This window comes from Sinorhizobium sp. CB7 (assembly GCF_041357635.1).
GTDB lineage: Bacteria > Pseudomonadota > Alphaproteobacteria > Rhizobiales > Rhizobiaceae > Rhizobium.
Window position 1 is genome coordinate 17,471 of record NZ_JAULLL010000028.1, and the last position, 23,291, is coordinate 40,761.

General features: G+C 58.4%; 21 protein-coding genes. 12 read left to right on the forward strand and 9 right to left on the reverse strand.

Going from position 1 to position 23,291, the window contains the following annotated elements:
- Positions 1–3 precede the first annotated feature (3 nt).
- Both AAE029_RS33240 and AAE029_RS33245 read left to right on the forward strand, forming a co-directional pair.
- A complete protein-coding gene (locus AAE029_RS33240; RefSeq protein WP_371077200.1) occupies positions 4–453 on the forward strand; it encodes a DoxX family protein in 450 nt (149 codons plus the stop codon).
- A gap of 118 nt (positions 454–571) precedes the next feature.
- On the forward strand, positions 572–1,246 hold the full coding sequence (locus AAE029_RS33245) for a YoaK family protein (RefSeq protein WP_371077201.1): 675 nt from the start codon (positions 572–574) through the stop codon (positions 1,244–1,246).
- Positions 1,247–1,553: 307 nt separating this feature from the next.
- Here the strand turns inward: AAE029_RS33245 and AAE029_RS33250 are convergent, their stop codons facing one another.
- The 3 genes from AAE029_RS33250 to AAE029_RS33260 all read right to left on the reverse strand — a co-directional run bounded on the left by AAE029_RS33250 (position 1,554) and on the right by AAE029_RS33260 (position 3,513).
- Entirely contained in the window at positions 1,554–2,369 is an 816-nt protein-coding gene (locus AAE029_RS33250) for an oxidoreductase (RefSeq protein ID WP_371077202.1), read from the reverse strand.
- A gap of 92 nt (positions 2,370–2,461) precedes the next feature.
- Positions 2,462–2,911, reverse strand: coding sequence for a hypothetical protein (locus AAE029_RS33255; protein WP_371077203.1), 450 nt, complete (start codon positions 2,909–2,911; stop codon positions 2,462–2,464).
- Between the two features lie 2 nt (positions 2,912–2,913).
- On the reverse strand, positions 2,914–3,513 hold the full coding sequence (locus tag AAE029_RS33260) for a TetR/AcrR family transcriptional regulator (protein WP_371077204.1): 600 nt from the start codon (positions 3,511–3,513) through the stop codon (positions 2,914–2,916).
- Positions 3,514–3,612: 99 nt separating this feature from the next.
- Between AAE029_RS33260 and AAE029_RS33265 the strand changes: the two genes are divergently transcribed.
- The 3 genes from AAE029_RS33265 (at position 3,613) to AAE029_RS33275 (ending at position 8,682) form a co-directional block, all read left to right on the forward strand.
- Complete coding sequence (locus tag AAE029_RS33265) at positions 3,613–4,728, forward strand: efflux RND transporter periplasmic adaptor subunit (protein WP_371077205.1); 1,116 nt, start codon at positions 3,613–3,615, stop codon at positions 4,726–4,728.
- On the forward strand, positions 4,725–7,835 hold the full coding sequence (locus AAE029_RS33270) for an efflux RND transporter permease subunit (protein WP_371077206.1): 3,111 nt from the start codon (positions 4,725–4,727) through the stop codon (positions 7,833–7,835). Before AAE029_RS33265 ends, AAE029_RS33270 begins: the two co-directional genes overlap by 4 nt.
- Before the next feature lie 109 nt (positions 7,836–7,944).
- Positions 7,945–8,682 carry an NADPH-dependent F420 reductase gene (locus tag AAE029_RS33275; RefSeq protein ID WP_371077207.1) on the forward strand — a complete coding sequence of 246 codons (738 nt, stop codon included), beginning with the start codon at positions 7,945–7,947 and terminating at the stop codon, positions 8,680–8,682.
- Positions 8,683–8,715: 33 nt separating this feature from the next.
- Here AAE029_RS33275 and AAE029_RS33280 read toward each other — a convergent pair whose 3' ends face one another.
- The 4 genes from AAE029_RS33280 to AAE029_RS33295 all read right to left on the reverse strand — a co-directional run bounded on the left by AAE029_RS33280 (position 8,716) and on the right by AAE029_RS33295 (position 14,535).
- The gene (locus AAE029_RS33280) at positions 8,716–10,278 is read right to left on the reverse strand and encodes a VOC family protein (protein WP_371077249.1); all 1,563 of its coding nucleotides are present in this window, start codon (positions 10,276–10,278) and stop codon (positions 8,716–8,718) included.
- A gap of 62 nt (positions 10,279–10,340) precedes the next feature.
- The gene (locus AAE029_RS33285; protein ID WP_371077208.1) at positions 10,341–11,960 is read right to left on the reverse strand and encodes a response regulator; all 1,620 of its coding nucleotides are present in this window, start codon (positions 11,958–11,960) and stop codon (positions 10,341–10,343) included.
- 15 nt (positions 11,961–11,975) lie between these two features.
- Positions 11,976–12,401, reverse strand: coding sequence for a response regulator (locus AAE029_RS33290; RefSeq protein ID WP_371077209.1), 426 nt, complete (start codon positions 12,399–12,401; stop codon positions 11,976–11,978).
- The gene (locus AAE029_RS33295; RefSeq protein ID WP_371077250.1) at positions 12,388–14,535 is read right to left on the reverse strand and encodes a PAS domain S-box protein; all 2,148 of its coding nucleotides are present in this window, start codon (positions 14,533–14,535) and stop codon (positions 12,388–12,390) included. The genes AAE029_RS33290 and AAE029_RS33295 overlap by 14 nt, the downstream gene beginning before the upstream one ends.
- Positions 14,536–14,740: 205 nt before the next feature.
- Here AAE029_RS33295 and AAE029_RS33300 point away from each other — a divergent pair, with 205 nt between their 5' ends.
- The 4 genes from AAE029_RS33300 (at position 14,741) to AAE029_RS33315 (ending at position 17,793) form a co-directional block, all read left to right on the forward strand.
- Positions 14,741–15,136, forward strand: a complete 396-nt coding sequence (locus AAE029_RS33300; RefSeq protein WP_371077210.1) for a hypothetical protein — start codon at positions 14,741–14,743, stop codon at positions 15,134–15,136.
- Positions 15,137–15,721: 585 nt separating this feature from the next.
- Positions 15,722–16,426: a helix-turn-helix transcriptional regulator gene (locus AAE029_RS33305; protein ID WP_371077211.1), complete on the forward strand. Its 705-nt coding sequence runs from the start codon at positions 15,722–15,724 to the stop codon at positions 16,424–16,426.
- Positions 16,423–16,878 carry a response regulator gene (locus tag AAE029_RS33310; RefSeq protein ID WP_371077212.1) on the forward strand — a complete coding sequence of 152 codons (456 nt, stop codon included), beginning with the start codon at positions 16,423–16,425 and terminating at the stop codon, positions 16,876–16,878. The genes AAE029_RS33305 and AAE029_RS33310 overlap by 4 nt, the downstream gene beginning before the upstream one ends.
- Before the next feature lie 225 nt (positions 16,879–17,103).
- Positions 17,104–17,793, forward strand: a complete 690-nt coding sequence (locus tag AAE029_RS33315) for a hypothetical protein (protein ID WP_371077213.1) — start codon at positions 17,104–17,106, stop codon at positions 17,791–17,793.
- Between the two features lie 95 nt (positions 17,794–17,888).
- Here AAE029_RS33315 and AAE029_RS33320 read toward each other — a convergent pair whose 3' ends face one another.
- Positions 17,889–18,620: an ATP-binding protein gene (locus AAE029_RS33320; RefSeq protein WP_371077214.1), complete on the reverse strand. Its 732-nt coding sequence runs from the start codon at positions 18,618–18,620 to the stop codon at positions 17,889–17,891.
- 96 nt (positions 18,621–18,716) lie between these two features.
- Positions 18,717–20,144 (reverse strand): ArnT family glycosyltransferase, encoded by a 1,428-nt coding sequence (locus AAE029_RS33325; protein ID WP_371077215.1) that lies wholly within the window; start codon positions 20,142–20,144, stop codon positions 18,717–18,719.
- Between the two features lie 745 nt (positions 20,145–20,889).
- Here AAE029_RS33325 and AAE029_RS33330 point away from each other — a divergent pair.
- The 3 genes from AAE029_RS33330 to cheY1 all read left to right on the forward strand — a co-directional run bounded on the left by AAE029_RS33330 (position 20,890) and on the right by cheY1 (position 23,279).
- A complete protein-coding gene (locus AAE029_RS33330) occupies positions 20,890–22,557 on the forward strand; it encodes a globin-coupled sensor protein (RefSeq protein ID WP_371077216.1) in 1,668 nt (555 codons plus the stop codon).
- Between the two features lie 63 nt (positions 22,558–22,620).
- Entirely contained in the window at positions 22,621–22,917 is a 297-nt protein-coding gene (locus AAE029_RS33335) for an STAS domain-containing protein (RefSeq protein WP_371077217.1), read from the forward strand.
- On the forward strand, positions 22,914–23,279 hold the full coding sequence (gene cheY1 / locus AAE029_RS33340) for a chemotaxis response regulator CheY1 (protein ID WP_028751177.1): 366 nt from the start codon (positions 22,914–22,916) through the stop codon (positions 23,277–23,279). The genes AAE029_RS33335 and cheY1 overlap by 4 nt, the downstream gene beginning before the upstream one ends.
- Positions 23,280–23,291: the final 12 nt, after the last annotated feature.

Here is a 23,291-nt window from a genome sequence, read left to right on the forward strand (position 1 = left end):
CCGATGTCAGCCTTCGCCGCCCTCGAAACCAGACTGGCCGCCATCGTCCGACCGGTCTTTGCCACCTCCGCCATACGTTTCACCGCGCTGCTCGGCCTTTGCGCCGCCTACATCCAGGGCGGCCTCAACAAGCTGACCGATTTTGCCGGAGCGATCGGTGAAATGACGCATTTCGGACTTTCGCCTGCTCCGCTCTTCGCCGTGTTCGTTATCATTCTCGAGCTTGCTGCATCGGTGATGATCGTGACGGGCTTTTTCCGCTGGCTCGGCGCACTCGGTCTCGGCGCCTTCACCCTTCTTGCCACCTTCCTGGCGCTCCGCTTCTGGGAATTGCCCGCCGGTCAGGAACGTTTCATGGCGGCCAATTCCTTCTTCGAGCATCTCGGTCTCGTTGGCGGATTCCTCCTTGTCGCGTGGCTGGACCTGGGCGAAAAAAGCCGGAACAGACATTGAGGTGGTTCAGCTTTTCACGGAAGCGCAAAACCGCTCTAACTTTTTGTTTTTACGCAATTGCGAACGGAAAACCGCTTCGCACTTTTCCTGGAATTGCTCTAGAAGGGGACATAACGCGATGCGCCCGGCACTGCCCATTATTCTGAGTTTCACCGGCGGCTACGTCGACACGGCCGGGTTTCTCGCGCTCGGCGGCCTGTTTGCCGCCCATGTTACCGGCAATTTCGTCACACTCGGCGCAGCACTCACCTATGGCACGTCCGGCATTATCGCGAAACTCCTGGCCCTGCCGGTCTTCTGCGTAAGCATTATCGTTTTACGCTATCTCGTCGATCGGATCGGGGCATCCGACAGCGTTTCGTTGCGTGCAATGCTGATTGCGAAGTCGGCTTTTCTAATCGCAGGTGCGGTCTCCGCGATCTATTTCGCACCGTTCGCACATCCCGACAGCGCTCCGCTCGTCCTGACCGGCATGCTTCTGGTGATTGCGATGGCGATCCAGAATGCCGCGCACCGCATCCATCTCGGCTCGGCGCCGCCATCGACGCTGATGACCGGCACGACGACGCAGATCATGATCGATATCGGTGACATATTGAGCGGCGTTCCGGCGGAATCGAAGGCCGTATTGCATGGCCGGCTGACACGCATGGCATTGGCCGTTGCAGGCTTTGCGGCCGGCTGCGGTGCGGCAGCCCTTCTCTTCATCCTGTTCAAGATGTGGTGTTTCGTCCTGCCGCCATTGCTCGGGATTAGCTCAGCTCTGCTGGTCGTGTCCGAGCCGAAGACCTAGAGCGGGATGCCGAAAAGTGTGTGCGGTTTTCGGGCGACATCCCGCTAACTTTTTGCGCAAAAACAAGGGGCTGGAGCGGTTTTGCGATTCCCTGAAAAGCTGAAACGCCCGAGCCGAAGCCCTGGACCCGCTCAGGCTGTTGAAACGGCTGTGCGCTTACGCCGAGGAGACGCTTGCGTGCACCACAATGGTATCAGAAACCTCGTCAAATGCGCGGCCACCTTCGCGCAGCGTCAGGAGTGTCAACTCCTGAAACCCCTTCAAAGCTCAGCCGGGCGAGCGAAACAGGACGTTGTTGATGTCGACGTCAGTCCGGCAGCCCTAGCTGCTTTCGCAGACTTTTGTCGAAAGCGGAGGCGGGAACGAAGCGGCGCAGGAAACTGACCTGGCGCGCCATTTTCCCCGCCGCATAGCGCCTCTTCGGATTGGCATCGGTCGCAGCCGCCCAAACTGTCTTGGCTACCACTTCGGGCGCATCGCCTTTTTCCATCGCTTTCCGCACGGCTACATTCATACCTGCGCGCGCCCGGTTATAGATATCAAGCAACTGATCCGGAGTTGCGAGATTTTCTTCGAACGACGTACGCGTATAGGCGGGCTCGACCAATGCGACGCGAATGCCCAACGGGCGCAGTTCGTGATCGAGCGATTCGGAATAGCCTTCGATAGCATGCTTGGTCGACGAATAAAGCGCGAAATAAGGAGCTGGGATGAACCCCTGCACCGAACTCAAATTAACGATCCTTCCCTTTCCCTGGCGTCGCATTATCGACAACACCGCGTTCGTCACACGGAAAACCCCGAATACGTTCACGTCGAACAACGCTTGAGCCTGGGCCATCGAGGACTCCTCCGCGCCGCCAAGCAGACCCATGCCGGCATTGTTAACAAGCAGGTCAATGCGCCCGGCCTCAGCCATAACGTCATCGACCATTTTCGTCACGGACGCGTCATCGGTTACATCGCAGGTCAGCATGGTAACGCCATCGGATCTTTCAATAACCGCGCGACGGCTGGTTCCGAACACGCGAAAGCCGGCCTTCTGCAGGGCTTTGGCCGTTGCGTGCCCGATGCCGGTCGATGCCCCTGTCACGAGGGCAACGCCAAGATTGGTCCTGTTCATGGAAATCACTTCCTTCTTTGTCCTGGATTACCGGCTTCGAGCGTGCGCACGCAAGCAGACGTGGCGCACGCCCCGGCGACCTGGTGAGGCCATTACTCGGCAATGGCTCCAATTTGCTGATTGGAAATCGATCCCACTTCGGTGACGGTAAGCTTGTCGCCCGAGCGCGACATCTCGAGGCTTTGGGCAGCTTCGCCCAATTTCCCTGGGATCGATATCGTAGCAGACTGCCCTTCAGCGAGGGTTGCCGAGAATCGCACCGGAACTCCGGCCCCACCATCCGCTAGCGTTGCGATCACGCGATAGCTGTCATTTTCGTTGGTGTAATAGAGGACGCCATGAAAACCGCCGATATGGATACTCTCTGCCGCCATGGTGGACAGCTCACCGGCATATAGCGAAGACGCGGCCAAGCCGAATGCCGCCACACCACCGATGAAGTTGATCGTCGCGAGGCTAAGTTTGGATTGTTTCGATCTCGGCTGGTCCGGAGGGACATGATGCGCCGATTGCACGCGCTGGGGGGCGCCAAGATTGGTCATGTTCATGAGGTCATTTCCTTCTTTGCTGTAGAGCCCGCAATACGCCTGACTTCATCGGCCGCTACTTCGAGGAGGCCTTGCGACAAACTCTCATCTTTTACAATACGAGAGAGCGTGACCGCGCCCACCATAAGCGACAGCATCACCATTGCTTTGCCGCTGGATTTGGAGCTCTCCGTCTCCTCCATGAGTTCGTCCAGAATTTGCAGATGAGCCCGGATCCCGTCCTGGAACGGAGCCCTGACCTGGTCACTTTGACGTGCCGCGTCTGCGCCAAGCGCCACCAGCGGACAACCGTCGCTCTTTTCTTCGCGATGTCCCACCGAAAGGTAGAGCCCGATGACGGCGGCAAGGGGATCAGGGCTTGCGGCAGCAGCAGCTGACCATCTGCGGGTCGCATTCTCCATCGCGCGCCTCGAAGCCAGTGCCGCAAGATCGTCCTTGGACTCGAACTGCTTATAGAATCCGCCCTGGGTCAGGCCGGCGCCCTTCATCAGATCCTTCAGTCCGATCCCATCAAAGCCATGCTCCCGAAACAGCCGGCTCGCGGCATTGATGACCGCTTCGCGATTTGCCTCGGCCTGCGCTCGACTGACTCTCATATCGACCTCCAATTAGATTTCACTTGACATCTATAGCACCAATAGATTTAGATCGCAATCTAAATCGAGCGCGTCGCTCGTCAAGAAGAGTCATCTGCAATGAACCGCAAATATGTTCTGACATCTCTGGGCCTCCTGGCAGCGGCCGCTGTCGCGGCTTTTGTCCTCGTTGTCGAAGCGCCCAAAAGGGAGGCCGAGGCCGCAGATCCCCGAATGGCGCCGCCACTCGTAAGATTGGCGGGAGCGACGAGGCCGGAGACGGCCGAGCGAGCCTTTACCGGCACGATTGCAGCGCGGATACAGAGTAACCTCGGTTTTCGTGTCCCCGGCAAGATCGTTGAGCGGCTGGTCGACGTCGGTCAGCAGGTCAAGGCGGGCCAGCCTCTGATGCGCATTGACGAGACGGATCTTCAGCTTGCGCTCACAGCAAAACACAATGCGGTCGTCGCAGCGCGCGCTGTATTGGTGCAGGCCGAAGCAGACGAGAGACGCTATGCGGCTCTTGTCAAGAACGGATTGGCTGCGACGCCGCAGCGTTATGAACAAGCCAAGGCAGCCCTTGACACTGCGACCGCACAGCTCGCCGCCGCGGAAGCGGAAGCCAAAGTCGCGGAAAACGAAGCGACCTATACCGTCCTGGTTGCCGACACCGATGGAACTATTGTCGCGACGCTCGGGGAGCCCGGGCAGGTCGTCGGGGCGGGACAGACGGTGGTTCAACTCGCGCAGGCTGGGCCGCGTGAAGCGCTGGTTTGGCTTCCGGAGTCCCTGCGGCCCGAGATTGGCTCGGAAGCGGAGGCTAATGTCTATGGAAGCGACGGGCGGGGCGGAAAAGCACGCCTGCGACAGATCTCGGATGCGGCCGATTCGCAGACCCGCACTTACGAAGCCCGTTACGTGCTCGACGGCGACGCCGCCTCGGCGCCGCTCGGTTCGACGGTAACCATCAGAATCCTCAATGGAGAAAGGCAGTCGGAGGTCGCGGTTCCGGTCGGCGCCGTGTTGAATGACGGCAGCCGTACCGGAGTCTGGGTTGTTGACCAAGCCTCTTCCACCGTGCACTTCGCTCCCATCGAGATCAAGCGGCTCGGTGAGGAGACAGCATTTGTCATCGGGATCGCGCTTGGAGAGCAGGTCGTTGCCCTCGGGGCACATCTCCTCAAAGATGGCGCTCCTGTCAGGACGGCGCTTCAGGAAGAGGTTTCGAACCGATGAGCTTCAATCTTTCCGCGCTCGCGGTTCGCGAGCGAGCCGTCACTTTGTTCTTCATCGTCCTGCTGGCTGCCGCAGGTGTCTATGCCTTTGTCAAGCTGGGGCGCGCCGAGGACCCCTCCTTCACCATCAAGACCCTGACGGTCACGGCCGTGTGGCCAGGCGCCACTGCGCGTGAAATGCAGGATCTCGTCGCTGAGCCGCTCGAGAAGCGCATCCAGGAACTGACCTGGTACGACCGCGTCGAGACAATGACCCGACCTGGCTACGCCTTTCTGACCGTCACGCTGAAGGACAGCACGCCGCCTACGGCCGTCGAGGAAGAGTTCTATCAGGCCCGCAAGAAACTTGGAGACGAAGCCCGAAATCTGCCCCCGGGCGTCCTTGGCCCCTTTGTCAACGATGAGTATTCCGATGTGAGCTTCGCCCTTTACGCGCTGAAGGCCAAGGGCATGCCGATGCGCGAGCTTGTCCGGCAGGCCGAGGTGATCCGCCAGGATCTTCTGCACGTGCCGGGCGTCAAGAAGATCAACATCCTTGGAGAGCGGCCCGAACAGATCTTTGTCGAATTCTCCTACGCCAAGCTCGCGACCCTTGGCATTTCGGCACAGGACATCGCCGCCGCCTTGCAGAGGCAAAACACCGTGACGCCGGCGGGCTCCATCGATACACGCGGTCCGCAGGTCTTCATCCGCTTCGATGGCGCCTATGACAGTGTGCAGGCGATCGCCGATACCCCGATCGTCGCTGCCGGACGCACGTTGAAGCTCTCCGATTTCGCAGATGTGCGGCGCGGATATGAAGACCCAGCGACCTACATCATCCGCCATGAGGGCGAGCCCGCCATCATGCTTGGCGCGGTGATGCAGCAGGGCTGGAACGGCCTGGAACTCGGAAAGGCGCTCGAAGAAAGATCTGCCGCGATCGCGCAGACGCTGCCGCTCGGCATGACGCTCGCCAAAGTCAGCGACCAGGCCGTCAACATCGACGCTGCGGTCGGCGAGTTCATGTTGAAATTCGCCATGGCGCTTGGCGTTGTGTTGCTCGTGAGCCTGCTCAGCCTCGGTTGGCGGGTCGGGATCGTCGTGGCGCTTGCTGTTCCGCTCACGCTTGCCGTCGTCTTTCTCATCATGCTGGAAACCGGCCGGTTCTTCGATCGCATCACGCTCGGCGCGTTGATCCTGGCGCTCGGCCTTCTTGTTGACGACGCCATCATCGCCATCGAGGTGATGGTGGTGAAGATGGAAGAGGGCATGGATCGCATCAAGGCGGCCGCCTATGCCTGGAGCCATACGGCCGCACCTATGCTGTCCGGCACACTCGTGACAATCATCGGGCTGATGCCGGTTGGATTCGCCAGATCAACCGCCGGCGAGTACGCCGGCAATATCTTCTGGGTCGTGGGCTTTGCGCTGATCGTTTCCTGGATCGTCGCGGTGATTTTCACGCCCTACCTCGGTGTCAAGATGCTGCCGGCGATCAAGCCAGTCGAGGGTGGCCATCACGCCATCTACGACACTCCGAATTACCGGCGCCTGCGAGGGCTCATCGAGTTTGCGGTGCGCCATAAGTTCATCACATGCGCTGTCGTCGGCATCGTCATGGCTCTTTCTGTGGTCGGAATGGGAGGGGTGAAACAGCAGTTCTTCCCGACGTCGGATCGCCCCGAGGTATTGGTCGAGGTCCGCATGCCGGAGGGTACGAGCATCGAGACGACGACAGCCGCGGTCGAGAAAGTTGAAAGCTGGCTGCAAAACCAGCCCGAGGCAAAGATCGTCACCAGCTATGTCGGGCAGGGGGCTCCCCGCTTCTTTTTCGCCATGGCGCCGGAATTGCCAGACCCCGCTTTCGCCAAGATCGTCGTGCTGACCCCTGATTCTCACGCGCGCGAGGCTTTGAAGCAGCGCCTTCGGACTGCTGTTTCGGATGGATTAGTTCCCGAAGCCTACGTTCGTGTCACGCAGCTCGTGTTCGGCCCTTACACGCCGTTTCCCGTCGAGTTTCGAATCATGGGCCCCGATCCTGACCAACTGTACAAAATCTCCGACAAGGCCCTCGACATCATGAAAGGCGTGCCGGACGTTCGGCAGGCAAACCGCGACTGGGGCAATCGGACGCCCGTGCTTCGCTTTGTCCCCGATCAGGATCGGCTCAATTTGATTGGCCTTTCGCCGGCTGAGGCAGCGCAGCAGATGCAGTTGCTGCTGACTGGCATTCCAGTGACACAGGTTCGTGAGAACATCCGCAACGTGCCTGTCGTCGCGCGCAGCGCTGGCGACAACCGCCTCGATCCGGAAAGGCTGGCCGACTTTTCACTGATGAGCAGGGACGGCCGACAGGTTCCGCTCGATCAGATCGGCCATTCCGAGATCCGGTTTGAGGAACCGATCCTGAAACGTCGCGATCGAACGCCCGTCATCACGATCCGGTCGGATATCAACGAGGCTACGCAGCCTCCGGAAGTCTCCCAGCAGGTCATGAAGGCACTTCAGCCGCTGATCGCTTCGCTTCCCGTCGGATATCGCATCGAGATGGGTGGAAACATCGAGGAATCTTTGAAGGCCAATGTCGCGCTTGTCCAAATCTTCCCGGCCATGATTGCCGCCATGCTGATCGTCATCATCCTCCAGGTCCGCAGCCTGTCAACGATGACCATGGTCATGTTGACGGCGCCGCTCGGTCTTGCCGGGGTGGTTCCGGCCCTGCTCCTCTTCAATCAGCCCTTCGGCTTTAATGCCATTCTCGGATTGATAGGACTGGCCGGAATCCTGATGCGCAACACCTTGATCCTGACCGAACAGATCAAGGAGAACCAAGCAGCCGGTCTAGACGACTACCACGCCGTTATCGAGGCGACGGTGCAGCGGACACGCCCGGTTATCCTGACCGCCCTTGCAGCCGTCCTTGCCTTCATTCCGCTTACCCATTCGGTGTTCTGGGGATCGATGGCTTATACGCTGATCGGCGGCACGGCGGTGGGTACGGTTATGATCCTGCTCTTCCTCCCCGCACTATACGCCGCGTGGTTCCGGATCAAGCCGGCCGAAGATGAGATCCACCAGGGACCGGCGGACGACCTGGAGCCACCAAGAGCAATGGCTGCCGAGTAGGGCTCCTCCGTTGGAAGACATAGTTCAAGATCTCCGGCATCTGGTTTTGCGCTACGGAACGCCGATCAGCTGAGGCCGGCGCTCTTCCACATTCACGAAAGGAAAACTCATGAAGATCGGGATCATTGGCGCTGGAAACATCGGCGCCACTTTGGCGCGGAAGCTTGCTGCCGGCGGGCACGAGGTCAAGCTTGCCAATTCCAAGGGGCCGGACACTATCCGCGAGCTTGCGTGCGACGCAGGAGCGACCGCCGTTTCGAAGGATGAAGCCGTGCAAAACGTCGAAGTCGTCATTCTCTCTATTCCCTTTGCCAGCTACCAGGACCTCGCCAATCTTTTCAGCGATGTCCCTGACGACGTCGTTGTGATTGACACCTCTAACTACTATCCATTCCGCGACGGTGTGATCACGGAGGTCGACGGAGGCAAGCCTGAAAGCGTCTGGGCCAGCGAGCAAATCGGCCGTTCGGTCACCAAGGCATGGAACGCAGTGTTGGCGGTGACGCTCGCGGAGAGGGGGCAGCCGAAGGGGCAGTCTGGACGCATCGCCATTCCTGTCGCGGGTGACGACGGGAAAGCCAAGGCCACCGCCATGCAACTGGTAGAGGTCACCGGCTTTGAACCGGTGGACTCCGGGGACCTGAATGACTCGTGGCGTCAGCAGCCTGGCACCCCCGCCTATTGCACAGAGCTCACGGCGCTCGAGTTGAAATCGGCGCTGCAGTCTGCGGATCGGTCTCGCGCGTCCAGCAATCGCGACGCCCTTATCAGGGAATTCATGGCAGCCGGCGGCAACCTGTCCCACGTCGAAACTGTCGCTCGCAATCGAGCGGCGGGGACCGCGTGATCACCGAAACCTTAGAAAGAAAAAGCTCCTGGCTTACTGACTTTCCGTTTCGCGGAAGAGCCATTTCTGGATGATCGGTATGTCCGCCTCGCCGAGGTCATGTCCACCCGAGATCACATCGGAATCGACCGTTGCCCCTGACCCTTTCAGCCTCTGTTCCAGCTCACTCGCATAGCGGCCGTAGGCATCCGTCTTTCCGCTGATGACGAGCAGATCTGTCCCGGAGAGATCGGCGCGGGGCGGGTTGTTCAGCACCGGCATCGATCTCAGAAGGACTGCCCGGTGGATCATCCGGGGATGCAGATAGAGAAGCGAGTTGAGCAGGTTCGCGCCGTTGGAATAGCCGACATAGACGATCTTGGCCGGATCCATCCCGTAGGATTTCACAGCTCCGTCAATGAAGGCCGCGAAGGCTTCCGCTTCATTCTTGATATCCTGCTGATCGAAGGAGAAGGGCGTAATACGCTTGTACCAGCGTGGGAAGCCCTCCTCGGTCGCGCGCCCGCGAACGCCGAGGAGTGTAGCCCTGGGTGCGACCTTATGGAGGAGCGGCATGAGCGTCGTCTCATTGCCGCCTGAGCCGTGCAAGAGCACGAACACGCTGCCGTCCGGATCCGGCGGCGTATAGAACCGATGCACGAAGGGAAGGTCGCGATAGTTGACGCGCGGCTCGCCCGGCATCGAGAACTGCGGCAGGACGACCCTCAGATCATTGAGGTCAGTGATGGCGTCTCCAGGAATGAAGAGTTTCCTTCCGAGCTTGGTGACGGGCTCGTCGACCGTCATGCCCGGCTTGTCGGTTGCAAGCTCGATCAGGTTGCCGCCGGGCTCTCGAACATAGAGCGATTTGAAATATTTGCGGTCGTGCACGTTGGTGGCGGAGGAATGGCGAGCCTGCAGGTCTTCATGAACGCGTGCGAGTTCAGCTTCATCGGAAGCACGGAAGGCGATGTGATCCACCGTGCCCGTTCCAGGTGCGCTCGACCAGAAACCCTGGGCGTCGCGGACGTCCACGACATCGCCCGACGATGAGATCAGACGGCGAATGGCGCCGCTGCGTGATTGGAGCCTGTAGTCGAAATGGTTTTCGAGGAATGCCTGGGTTTCGTCTGCCACTTCCGTCAGCATCGTGGCGCCACGAATCCGACGGATGGCGTGCTCCGTCGGCACCTGTGCACCGTCCCAGTGGGCGGCTGGCCGCAGGTTGCGCGCGCCGGAGAGCTTCAGGATCACATTGTCCGGATCTTTCATTCGCAAGGTCGGTTCACCGAACTCTTCCACCGGCCCTTCCGGCCGGAGACCGAAACTCAAGGCGCGCGTCAGCCAGTAACCGATGCTGGTCGGATCGATCCCCAGCGCCACTTCGCTGATCTGGCCGAAGCCCGCCCGTCCCGGTGCGCCGTCTTCCCATACCAGGAAGGTCATCAGCGATCCGGGCGTAGCGGCGCCGTCGCCGTAGAAGAGATGCAACTGCGCTGCGTCCTCGAACCCGGCTGTCTGCTTGACCAGGCGCATTCCGAGGAAGCCCGCATAGAAATCAACGTTGGCCTGCACCTTGCGGGTAATCAGGGTGATGTGATGAATGCCATTGGCCATGGAAGCTAACTCGGGGTTCAGCGGCTTAAGAAGCAGTGCCAGGATGAAGAGCGAGGCTTTAATCATACCGCAACCGCTTCTAGCCTGGCAGGCCGCTCGACGCAAAGCCCCAATCCGTCCCCCATGGGGATCAGTTCCAGCCGGCCGATATCCCGAATGGTGCTCTGCAATTGCTGCAGCGTTGCCGGCTTGACCATATAAGCCCGCGCGCCGCGCGCCTTTGCGCGCTGGACGTCCGCCACGTCGCCCGAAGTGCTGAGCATGCAGACGGGAATGGTGCTCATCTTGCTGTCTGAAGCCAACGCATCGAGCAGCTCGAAACCATCCATGATGGGCATGTTTATGTCGAGCAGCATGAGATCGATGCCGGGATGACCCGTCTCAGAAATACGCCGCTGCACCAGTTGGAGCGCATCTTCGCCATTCGCCGCGACGTGCAGATTGAAATTCACCTTTTCCCGCTTCATCAGCTTGATCTTGAGAAGTTGGACATCGGCCGGGCAGTCATCAACAAGGAGAACGTCGGCGAGTCGACCGGGTTCCTGAGAAAAAACACCTGCTGTTTCTGGGCGCAGCACGGTTTGGACGTCCGCCTTTCCGGCAGATCGGGCTCCTGCGTCGGGGATCGCCACGACGAAAGTTGCCCCTTGGCCGGCGCGCGACTCGCACCAGATCGAACCACCATGAAGCTGCGCAATTCGCCGGCAGATGGCGAGACCGAGACCGGTGCCTTCGATTCCGCGTCCGACCAGGCGCTTGAACGGCTGAAAGATGACCTCGTGATGTTCCGGCGCGACACCAGGTCCGTTGTCGCTGACGATGAGATGCCAGAAGCCCGCATGCGCTTCCGCGCGAACATGGATTTCCGGCTGCCTGTCGCGACAATAGTGGATAGCGTTGGAGACGAGATTTTGCAGGAGCTGCGCGAGCATGGTCGCGTCGCCCCGAATCTCCGGTAACGCTCCCTGGTCGATGCGTGCTCCACGGCTTTCGATCTGTTGCAGCAGATTGGCTTTCACCTGCGTCAGCACCGTGTCGAGAAATACCGGCTTCATCTCCAGTTCGTTCGAGGCCTCAAGCCGCGTGAACCCGGAGACCTTGACGATCAACTCTTCCATGTGGTCGGCCGCACTCAGCATATAGTCAAGCAATTCCCGATCTTCCCTTGGCAGCGCAGCGGAACCATACAGAATCCTGCCGAAGGATTTGATGGTTCGTAGGGGTTCCTTGAGGTCATGCGCCATCGCGCGGGTGAAGATTTCCAGGGACTGGCGTTTTTGCTCGAGCTTGCGTTCGAGGCTGCCATGCATGATGGCGCTTTGTATGCAGCGATGTAGCGATTCCGGCGATATCACGTCCTTTGTCAGGTAATCGCGAGCGCCATTCTTCATTACCTCGACGGCGACTGTTTCGTTGCCCTGGCCGGTCAGCATGATGACGATCGCATCCGGATCGAGTTCTCGGATCTCGGCAAGGATGCCGATTCCATCCTGTCCCGGTAGCGAGTAATCGAGAAGGATGCAGTCCGGTCGCTTCTCTCTGGTGAGCGCAATGCCTTCCTCGCCGGTTTCCGCCTCCAGCACGGTGTAGCGCGTATTTTGCACCCTCTTCAGCGTCCGCCGGTAGGTCTCGCGGTCATCGGCATTGTCGTCAATGATCAGGAGCGTAGATTCGTCCGACATCTATTTTGCCTCTTCTCACTCCTCTACGGGCAGCACAGCGATTTCGAACCAGTATTCCTTGAGCCTCTGGATCGCGGCAAAGAGACCATCCAGATCGACCGGCTTCTGTACATAGGTATTGGCGCCGAGGGCGTAGCAGCCTTCGATATCGCGCTCGTCGTCGGAGGTCGTCAGGATGACGACCGGAATTTTGCGGAGCGACGGGTCCGACTTGATGATCTCAAGCGTTCTGCGGCCATCTAACCCTGGCATGTTCAGGTCGAGCAGGATCAGGCCCGGCTTCGCAGCGCTTCCGTTCAGCATGTCCAGCGCCTCTTGCCCGGACGAGGCCCAGCGGATCGGATTGCGCAGATTGGTCTTCTTGAAGGCACGCAGCGTCGCTTCGAAATCGTCTTCGCTATCCTCGACGATCAGTATGGCTTGCGTATCACGCGGCTGCATATTGCCCCTCCCGTCTCGGCCCCAGTGTGAAATAGAATGTCGTCCCGATACCTATCTTGGACTTCAGCCAGATCTTGCCCTGGTGTCGCGCGATGATTTTCCGGACGAAGGTCAGACCCGCGCCCGTTCCGTCATCCTTTTCCTGCGATTTTTCCAGGCGCTTGAAAATGCGGAAAATATCCTCGTGAAACTGCTTTGGGATTCCTTTGCCATTGTCGCGGACGTAGAAGACGTCACGTAGCACCGCGCCATCCTCGCTGTCCCAACGCTCGAGAAATCCAACCTGCACCAACGGTTCCGTCTTGTCGTTGTATTTCACTGCATTGGTAATCAGATTACGGAAGACTTCGGTGATACGGATGCTGTCGCAGGTCATTGTCGGCAAGATACCGTCGATCGAGACCTTGGCTCGCCGATCTTCCAGGAAATGCTCTATCGTTCGCACGACGTCCTTTACCACAAGATTCATGTCCGTCTGCTTGATCGCAAGCTGCTGTCGGCCTATCCGCGAGAAATAAAGCAGATCATTGACGAGTTTTTCCATCCGCTGGCTGAGATGAACGAGGCGTCTGAGGCGCCGTTTGCCGTCGTCATCGAGCCTATCGTCATAGTCTTCCATGAGAAAACGTGAGTGATTGTGAAGGCCGCGCAGCGGCTCCTTCAGATCATGTGAGGCGATATAGGCAAATTCGTCGAGGTCCTGGTTGCTGCGTTCGAGATCGGCGGCATAGGCTTCCATCCGCGCCAATGTCGACCGTAGCGCCTCCTCCTGGCGCACGCGTTCGCTTATATCGCGCACGATGCCGACGAAGGTCTGTTGGCTGCCCGACTGGACGGTGCTGACCGAAAGGTCCAAGGGGAAGACGATCCCGTTCTTGCGCCGCCCCGAAACCACGCGCGCAGTGCCGATGATCCGCGCCTCGCCCGTCTTTTTATATCGGGCCAGATAGCCGTCGTGCTCCGAATGATAGGGCTCGGGCATCAGCATCTTGACGTCGCGTCCGACGGTCTCCTGCGAATTATAGCCGAACATCGCTTCGGCAGCCGGATTGAAGCTCGAGATGATTCCGTTCGCATCCATGGTGATGACGGCATCCGGTGCGGTGCGAACCAGCGCGCTGAAGCGGATTCGTTCCGTTTCGAGGAAATGGCTGTTTCGCATGAAATAAAAGACCAGGGAGGCAACCAGCCAGAGCGTGGCGGTGGTGACACCGCGATTGACCAGATCGCGCCAATAGCCAGCTCCCTCATGATTAACGGCAAAGAACCCGAGCAGGATGAGCAGGGTACAGACAAGCGCGAAAGAGAATGGCGCATATCTATTGCCGAACCAAAGGGCGGTGAGGACGAGCGGGACATAGAGGATGCCGTTCGCCACTCCGAGCGGCGTATAGAGATCGACCAGCAATCCGGCAAAACAGATAGTCGCTGGAATCCAAAGCGGGATCTGCGCCCGGTTCGAGGGAAGCATCCACCACGCTCTTGCAAGGAGCGACGATCCGAAAATGACCACACCGGTGGCGGTGTGCAGCGCCATTGCGGCAAAGGATCCCCAGCGATAGCCGTTCTCCGCGTCGGTGACATATCCGGCGAGCGCGACCATGCCCAGAGTGATGATGACATAGCTCGTCACCTCCTGGCCGATTTGACCCATCCGCCGCGGCATGACGAGCGAGGCAATGAGCGACAGATTCCCGAGAGTAAATACGAGCGCCGTGTTCGGTCCCATGCCCCCGCCGACCTCTTGCCGGAATGCCTGATCCACGACGTAGGTCGAAAACAGGCGATCGACGAAATGGAAGCTCTGCCCGAGAGCGATGATTTCCATCAGTCTGACAACGGCAATGACGACAACTAGGCTGGAGAGCAAAACTGCCAGGCCGCGATACCTTTTTTCGGCGCGCGCGGAAGCGATGATAGCCATACCGGAAAGCAGAAATGCCAGGGCTGTATTGAAGGCCATTGCCGGGAATCCGGGCATGACGGAAATGATATGGTTCGACCCCACGAACCATCCGGCCAGCACGACGACACCGAGCGTCGACAGGACAATACCGCCTGCGACAACAAATCTGCGGTAGCGGCCCAGCCTCCTTTCCGGGTCTTTCGGGTCAGTGTATCCCATTGCCCACATAGTCTCGGCTTCTCTCCATTCTGTCCGCAGATCAGCCATTACCGTCATGCTGTCAATCACCAACGCTAACGTCAACCTTCGTGCCACCAAAATAGGTCGCGTAAAGGTTGCCCGTAGTCTCTAGTTCAGAATAGGGAAACAACTTTCGGCATGATATTGGGGTTGCAGTAGACTCGAAGCAACCGGATGGGATCGAACCGGATTGATGGGCAGCGACGACAGCACGTTCGAGATATTCTACGTGGACGACAGCAAAGACGATCTCTTCTATCTCGAATATGTGAGGAGAAGGGACAACATACCGGCCGCGCTCTCCTGCTATGCGGATGCCGACACGGCCTATGCCGCCTTGGAGACGCGGCTTTCGGAAGGCAGTCCGCTGCCTTCCGTGCTTGTCGCAGATCTCTATATGGCGCCTGTCGGCGGCGCGGATCTGATCCTGCGAATACGGGCGGACGGGAGATTGTCCAAGTTGAAGGCGGGAATATGCAGCGGTTCGGATGCGATAGGAGATCGCGAAGCTGCAGCCACCGCGGGAGCCGATTTCTACGTCGGAAAGCCGCTCGATATGGTCGCGCTCATGAACTCCTTCTCTCCTTGAGATGCGCTTTGACATGTCGGCCTCGCGCTTCTGGTTTCGGACATGAACACGAACGAATATTGACAAGGCAGAGGTCGAAAAGCAAAGTTCAACCAGCGGATGATTCTATACTTTTGAAAAGCTCGAGAGGGCCGGATACCGTTTCGCCGCCACGATCTTCAACACCCCATATCGAAGAAGGTAAACCGGCCCATCTCTCGCTTTATTACTGGCACCTACTGCATGTTTCCTTAGATCGCGATCGATTTACGGATAAACATGCAGTCATTCAAAGTGCTACAGCAACCTTTAAGCGTCTGAAAAGACGCACGGAGCTGTAGTATTTCCTGCCGCCCTGGATGAGGAACGGCAGGGCAATTAACGATGGACGGACAAAATACATGCCACCGGAATTGCCTATTGGTTCACTCACGTTCGAGACATTTGATGAGTTCCGCACCGTAGTCTTCGGAAAACCCCATCCCGAAGACCAACCATCAAAGTTCTCATCTTCTTATTAACTATTCCCATTTCTGCTTCATATCCCAAGATTTCGGGATAATGGGCAACGGATTACAAGGCCGGTCGGAGAGGAGAGGGGAGGATATGAACAAGGTCGCAGCGGTTCCCTTCCATACGGGTCCCGAGCTTGGTCGAGCGATCAACCGTACGGATTTTTTCCGTTTGCTGAAATCCGCGACGCAATATTATCGTTTTGAGCATTTTGCGCTGCTGCGCCTTTCCGACGCTGGCTCTCTTGGCGGCAGCGAGGATGGCCCAATCACGAACATCAGCGAAAAGCGCATCCCGCTCTTCGTGCAGACGATGAAACAGGTTCTGGCTCTTGCCAAGGCTAGAAACATGCAGCTCATGACCGCGCCCTTCTGCGGCAGGAGCGAGGAAGCCGAAGAATACCCGACGGATCTTGTTCTCAATGAATTTCGCGGGGGTTGCTTCCTGCTGATTCCGCTGTTCACCCCCGAAGGCAAGCGATACTTTTTCATGACGAGCGGGGCGAGGTCGACGCCCGATCAGGCGGAAATCGCCGAAGTGCTTCTCGATGTGATGCAGATATTCAACAAACTCTACGAGGAGATCCTCTCTGCGCAGGTTTCCGGCCGGCTGACCCAAAGAGAAATCGAGATCGTGAAATGGACCAGCGAGGGAAAGACCTCGGCGGACATCGCCGTCATCCTCGGCCTGTCCGAACACACGGTCAATTCCCATATCACCGCCGCCGCCCGGAAACTCGATGCGGTCAATCGCGTTCATATGGTGGCAATTGCGCTGAGGAAGGGCCTGGTATCGTGACAAGCAAGCGGGATAACGAAACTTCGGGCGTTCCGAAGGGCGCCATAAGGGTTCTCTTCATCGATGACGAGTTCATCGAATATCGGGCGATCAAGAAGAAGGTCCCCGAACTGCCCGACTTCGCGATCGAATTCGACTATTCCGGCTCGATTGAGGATGCGGTGGAGAAGCTCGGTCGCGGCAGGTTCGACCTCATACTCCTCGATAATCGTCTGCTTCCCCGATCGGATTTCCGCGAAACGGTGCCGGAATTGCGCGGCGCGGGATATACCGGCCCGATCGGTGTCGTCTCCACCGACATAAGCGGAGGATACTTCCAGCAATTCCCCGATTACGGCGTCGACTTCCGCATCGGCAAGGACGAGATCGATCCATCGGCCATCCAGCACATCATTCGCGAATACGTGGCCTACGAAACGCCGTCCTGTTGGAAGGAAGATTACAGCATCTAGTTTGGCCCATGCCAGCCGCTGCCATATTACAACGGTAATGCCATCACGCCATTCTGACATCTGACTGCAGCCGCAAACGCCTAAAAGCAGCCTCAGGAAGAGTGCAAAGCAGTTTGGGAATTACACGAAAACAAAGGATTAAAGCGTGTGTTCGTTAGAACGCATAGTGCTTTGCTGCGGGCAATCACCGAAAGTTATGGATACGGTATTCGCGGAGATGCAGCCATGTCTGTCTTGAGATCGTCCGTCTTGATAGCCGTTATCACCGGCGCAACGACCCTCAATTCGATAGCAGCCCCCGTTGGGACTGTTCGATGGCCGGACACGGTGCCGTCGAGACTGGAGGCGTTCGCGCTGATCCAATCCCTTCAGAACGATCTGCTGAGCAATGAGAGCGCAACGTTGACCTTGGATCGCTGGTGCGAAACGCATCATTTGGGCGATCCTCCGGAGATCATAGTCGAACGCATTCCGGATCAGGTTAAGCAGGCCGGTGACGAAGAGCGCAAGATTCTTGAAGTCGGCATATACGACGTCGTGAAATACCGACGCGTCAAGCTGCGCTGCGGTGACCGCGTTCTGTCGGAGGCGGATAATTGGTATGTACCCGATCGCCTCACGCCGGAGATGAATGAAAAGCTCGATCACAGCGATATGCCTTTCGGGCGGGTAGTTTGCGCGCTGAATTTTCATCGCAAGACGCTCCAGGCGAGGCTCCTATGGAATCCGCTGCCTTCAGACTGGGAACTGAAGGGCGCGTTACCATCTGACCGTTCCGGCTCCGGCTATCTTGATATACCGCCATATCTGTTCCAGCATCGGGCGGTGCTTACCCTAGCCGGCGGCGTGCCCTTCAGTTATGTCGTCGAGACTTATACGAACAGCGTGCTCGATTTTCCTGCCCCCTCCGACTGATGATTGCTGAGCTTCCTTGCGCGTTCGTCCGAACATGCGGCGCTCCAGAGCGCGATGGGAAAGTGCGCGCCGTTCCGCTCGATCACGTTTATGATTTAGCGGGTACCAACCGGGATCTTGATGGCAAAGGTGGTGCCTGAAGCGTCGGATTGGACAAGTGTCAATGTGCCGCGCATCGCCTCCATGAGCTCGCGCGCGATGGTGAGGCCGAGCCCCGCGCCGGGTGTTGAGCCGTTCCGGGGAAGCTTCCAGAACGGCTCGAATATGTGCTGCTGATAACGGGCATCGATGCCGGGGCCGTTATCCTTTACCAATATCAGCAAATGATCCTTTTCGTTGGAAGCAGAGACATCGATGCGTTGTGCGGTCGTTGCGCCATGTTCGATGGAATTGATCAGCAGATTGCGCAAGACCTTGCCGAGAAGCTGCGGATCGGCGTTGATCACCGGCAGCGCCTTATGGGTGAGGGTGGCGTTTGCCGCGGTGATTTGCTCTTCCAAGTCCCTGGCCACCGTGACCAACAGCGCCTCGAGATCGACCGGCGCAATTGCGACCTGCGGCGTTCCGGCGGCAAAGCTCATCAGAGCCTTGGTCATGTTTTGCAGGTGTTTCGCCCTTTCCACAATCATCCCGAGGCTGGCAAGATGATCGGCCTCGAGCCTGTCAGCAAGATCGTCGCAGAGGATATCGGCATGCATGGCGATATGTCTCAGCGGCGATTGCAGATCGTGCGATGCGGCGGCAAGGAAACGCTTCATGCGTTCTTCACGAAGCTGCAACTGCGCATTTGCGTCTCTGTCGTCAGCTTGTCCCTCTCGTGTGGCCATCACAGGCTCCCGAACCGAAGATATCTGGCGATCATAGGAAGAGGGCGCAGGGTAGGCAACCATCATCGAATGCGTGTGTAAAGTGTGGGCCGGCTCCTACTTCGCCGGCTTCAGGCAATCCGGCTGCACCCGATAGGCATAGATATGCCGGCCCCTCATATATCCGTCAGTCAATTGCCAGTCCCTGACACTTTCCACACCATGAGCCGGGCATTCGAACGGATCTGTGCTCACATAAAGCACCTGATCGGTTACGTCTGCCGGCAGTGAAAATTCCTGCTCATAGTAGTTCCGCGGAAATCCTCCCAAATTCCGGGCATAGATCCGATACGGCTCTTTGCGCAGCGTATAGAAGAGGTCGGCGAGGATCTCGCGCTTGTCGGCAACGATGATGTTGGTATTGGCCTGCTTTGCCACATCGGCAATCGTCCGGCTGAGGTCGCTGTGCCCGACATATCGCTTCATCACGAGCTCACCATTCGGAAGCCGCAGATCATGCGCAAAGATCGTCAGCAGGGGAATGAGGATTACCGGGATGCTGTTGATGATCAGTGACGTGCTGAGCCCACGCTCGGTCTTTCGATGAAGCAGCCAGACGGCAAGGATGGTTCCGGCCGCATAGGCGGTGACGCCCCAATTGGCGTAGGCCTTGGCAACCAGCGCCTGCAGCGTGATAAGCACGACGACCGGGACGGAAAGCCAGATCAGGTGCTTTTCCTTCTCGTCGCTTCGACCGCGCACCATCCGGTAGGTTGCCCATAAGATGGCGTAGAAGATGATCGGGCCGACGACGCCGAACTGAGCGAAAAAGAACTCGGCCGCCCCCGCGAGATCCAGCTGAAGTCCGCTCCAATGGGCGATCTCCTGCGTATGACGAACCGTGGTGATGTCATGGGCAAGGTTCCACCAGAGATTCGGTATGACGGTGGCCCCGGCGGCAAGGACGCTGATGATGAAGTCGCGCCATGCGACGCGCGCCGAAGGCAGAAGCACCAGGGCAATGAGGCCGCCCGGCACGAGGAAGAGAATTGCATATTTCGACATGAAGCCTAGGCCGAAGCTGATCCCCATGATCAGCGCCAGAACAACCGAGCGTCGCTCGGTCAGCCCGAAATAGGCCCATAGTGCGGTGGCAAGAAACAGGAAGAGGACAGTATCTGTCGAAAAGAGAACGGACGAGAGCGCTACGGCGGGCAGGGTGATGAAGGTGGCACCGACCCATGGTTCGATGTCGGGTCCGACGAACCGCCGCGCGACCCGCATCAGGACTATAGCTGTTGCCATGTGAAAAAGCGGCCCACCGATCCTGATCCAGAAAATCGAATCGGATCCTGAGAGCTCGGTGATCGCGCGGATGACCCAGGCGATCATCGGCGGCTTGGAATAATAGCCGAAGTCGAGATTTTGGCTCCAGAACCAATATTGCGCTTCATCGACGAAAAGATCGGTCGTATCGAAATGAAGCATGACGATACGCCACAACGTGACGATGAAAATGATTCCGAGACCAAGTCTGAGGGACATCAACCGGCTTCTTCTTCCTGGCGAATGATGCAAAGCAACGAAAGCGGATCACGATCTTTCCGCATTTCGGACGACCGGTCTTCCGACGCGGTGCGATACATCAATGTCGCTTGAATGCCAACCATGCTAGGCAAAAAGCGTGGGGCGCGACCGGCGCGCCATGGCATGATGGCACGGCAGAAGGACGACCCGCGTCCTTTGGCCTTAGAGAACTCTGGAAGGAAAATCGCTGCGCAACGCCGCGATCCGATCAAACAGCACCACTGCCGCCAAGGTTGCGGCCGCCGTTATTAAGGCACCCATGCAAAGAACAGTCATTGCTCTTTCCCACTGACATCATTGTCGTGACCGATGCACATATTAGGGCAACCTTGCGCGTGACTTGCACAGTCCTTGTGGCGCTTGCGCATTCAGACCCCTTTGAAAAGGCAAAATACTTCAAAAGCAGGCTGCGAGAGGGGTTATTAACCTTCAAGCAAGGAATTAACCATAAACATTGGGTTAGACGTCGGAATGGGAAGTTGCAGCTCGTTCCCACCTGGCATGAAGCCGCACCCGTCGTACCGGTCGATCCGGTATCATTTCTTCAATCAGCTCCGGGACAGACTTGCCGATCAAGCAGGTTTTCATCGTTGGCGATCGCCAGGAGAAACCCGCCTTGTCATCGCGCTGATCGGAATCATGTCAAAGGTTTTGCTGGGAAGTAGCGCCTGGCATTTGTGTGGGGACAGGCGTGGGGCAGGAAATGCCATCAGATCAGGCTCAACGGGCGCAGGCAGGCAGCCTTCGCGACCGTCTGCGCTTTGCCGGTCTGGACGCCGACCAGTGTGATGTTCTGCGCCGCCACCGGCCGATGCTGCAGGCGCATTTGAAGGCCGGCCTTCGCGATCTCTTTCACCGTTTTCAGTCCTTTCCCGATTCCGCGCGCAATTTCGACAGCGAGAATCAGATCGAAAGGCTCCATGATCTCCAGTCGTCCCACTGGAACGTGCTGACGGATGCCCGCTTCGACAGTCTCTATGCCGAGCGCGTGAAGGTCCTTTCCGATACCGAAAGCAAGATGGGGCTCGATCCTCGCTGGCACGTCGCCGGGCACGGCGTGATGCTCGAGCATCTCCTTGCCGGCATCGCGCAGGACCTTGCCGGACGTCCGCTGCTGCCGGGCGGCAAGCGTCGGGTGCGTGAACTCATCGAGCTGATGACCGCGATCATCAGGCTGGTCATGGTCGATGTGGAAATTGCCGTGTCGCTGCGCTTCAATGAATTGCGCCTTCAACAGCAGCGCGCCCTTGCCGAACAGCGCAGCGCGCATGAAGCCGAGGTCGCGCAGGTCTTTGGTGATGTAATCCGCGGTCTTTCCGCCCGTGACCTGACGGTCAGAGTTTCCCCCGATGTTCCGGAAGCCTATGGCGACCTCGTCCAAACGTTGAATGCCTCGCTCGACGATATTCAGGCGGAATTGGCCTCGCTCGCCGAACGCGCTCAAAACGCCGAAACGGCGGCTCGCTCGCTGTCGGATAATTCTGAGATCCTAGATCGCAATGCATCCGACCAATCGCGCCAATTGCTTTTGGCCGCAAAGGCTCTTGCCGGCATAGCCGAGGATGTGCGGGAGGGTGCTGCCAATACCCGTTCGGCTGAAAGGGCCGCAGCCTCAACCCGCATGGCCGCGGAGAAAAGCGGCATGGTTGTCGGCCAGGCCATCAGCGCCATGGCGGATATCGAAAGCTCCGCCGAAAAGATCGGTCAGATCATCGGCGTGATTGATGATATCGCCTTCCAGACGAACCTGCTGGCGTTGAATGCTGGGATCGAAGCGGCGCGTGCCGGCGAGACCGGACGCGGCTTTGCCGTCGTGGCACAGGAGGTGCGCGCGCTTGCGCAACGCTCCGCCGATGCGGCGCGTGAAATCAAGACGCTCGTCACGACCACCAAGAGGCAGGTCGATTCCGGCGTGCAGATGGTCGGTCGGACACAGGAGGCGATCGGCAGCATTGTCCGTCAGGTCACGGACATCAATGACGCCATATCGGGAATCGCCGGCCGTACCGACACCCAGGCGAAGGATCTCGAAGCTGTCACCGGAGAGGTAAGCGGCCTCGGCGGGCTTGTCGCGGAAAATTCCGCCTTCGCCCGGCGCTCCGGGGAGGAGGCCGATCATCTTCACACCGTCATCCTGGAGCTCGGCCAGACGATCCGTGAGTTTCGCATTGCACGGGCAGAAGGTCTTGCTGGTTCGGATGCCGTGCCGGCGCGGCTTGTCGCGCACACTCCGGAACAGCGCCAGCCACGGCGAGATCTCCATCACGATCCGCGCGGTGCCGTTGCGATTGCCGAAGATTTTTTGAAGCAAGAGGATTTTGAGGCTCCGTTTCACGCTGCCGGCATCGGACGTGAGCGGAATGTTTACTGACATGGCTGATAATTTGCGTGCGCCAGGCTTCCGGCGCGAGACCAAAGGACAAGGAATTCACTGATGGCGGCCAAGAAAGGCGAAAAAACCCTGAGCCTTGCGGCGGTGCTGGACCTCAACGAAGCGTCCGCCCTGCGCGGCAAGCTCGTGTCCATGCGCGGTAGCAACCTGAAGATCGACGCGTCGGGAGTCGAAAGAATGGGAACGCTCTGCGTTCAGGTTCTCATGTCTGCCGCCAAGACCTGGGATGAGGACAAGCTCTCCTTCACCTTCTCTAAGGTGTCGGATGCATTTCAGAAAACGATGCAGCTGATCGGCGTCAATATCGATCATCTGCTTGCCAAGGAGATCCGGCAATGAAGAAAAAAGTACTTACCGTGGATGATTCACGGACTATTCGTAACATGCTTCTCGTCACGCTGAACAATGCTGGCTTCGAGACCATCCAGGCCGAAGACGGCGTCGAGGGCCTCGAGGTTCTTGAGGAAGCAAATCCCGACGTGATCGTCACCGACATCAACATGCCCCGCCTCGACGGCTTCGGCTTCATCGAGGGCGTTCGCCGTAACGACAAGTACCGGGCAATTCCGATCCTGGTCCTGACCACGGAAAGCGATGCGGAAAAGAAGAACCGCGCGCGCCAGGCCGGAGCCACCGGCTGGATCGTGAAGCCCTTCGACCCCGCGAAACTGATCGATGCCATTGAGCGTGTAACCGCTTAAACAGGAATTGTT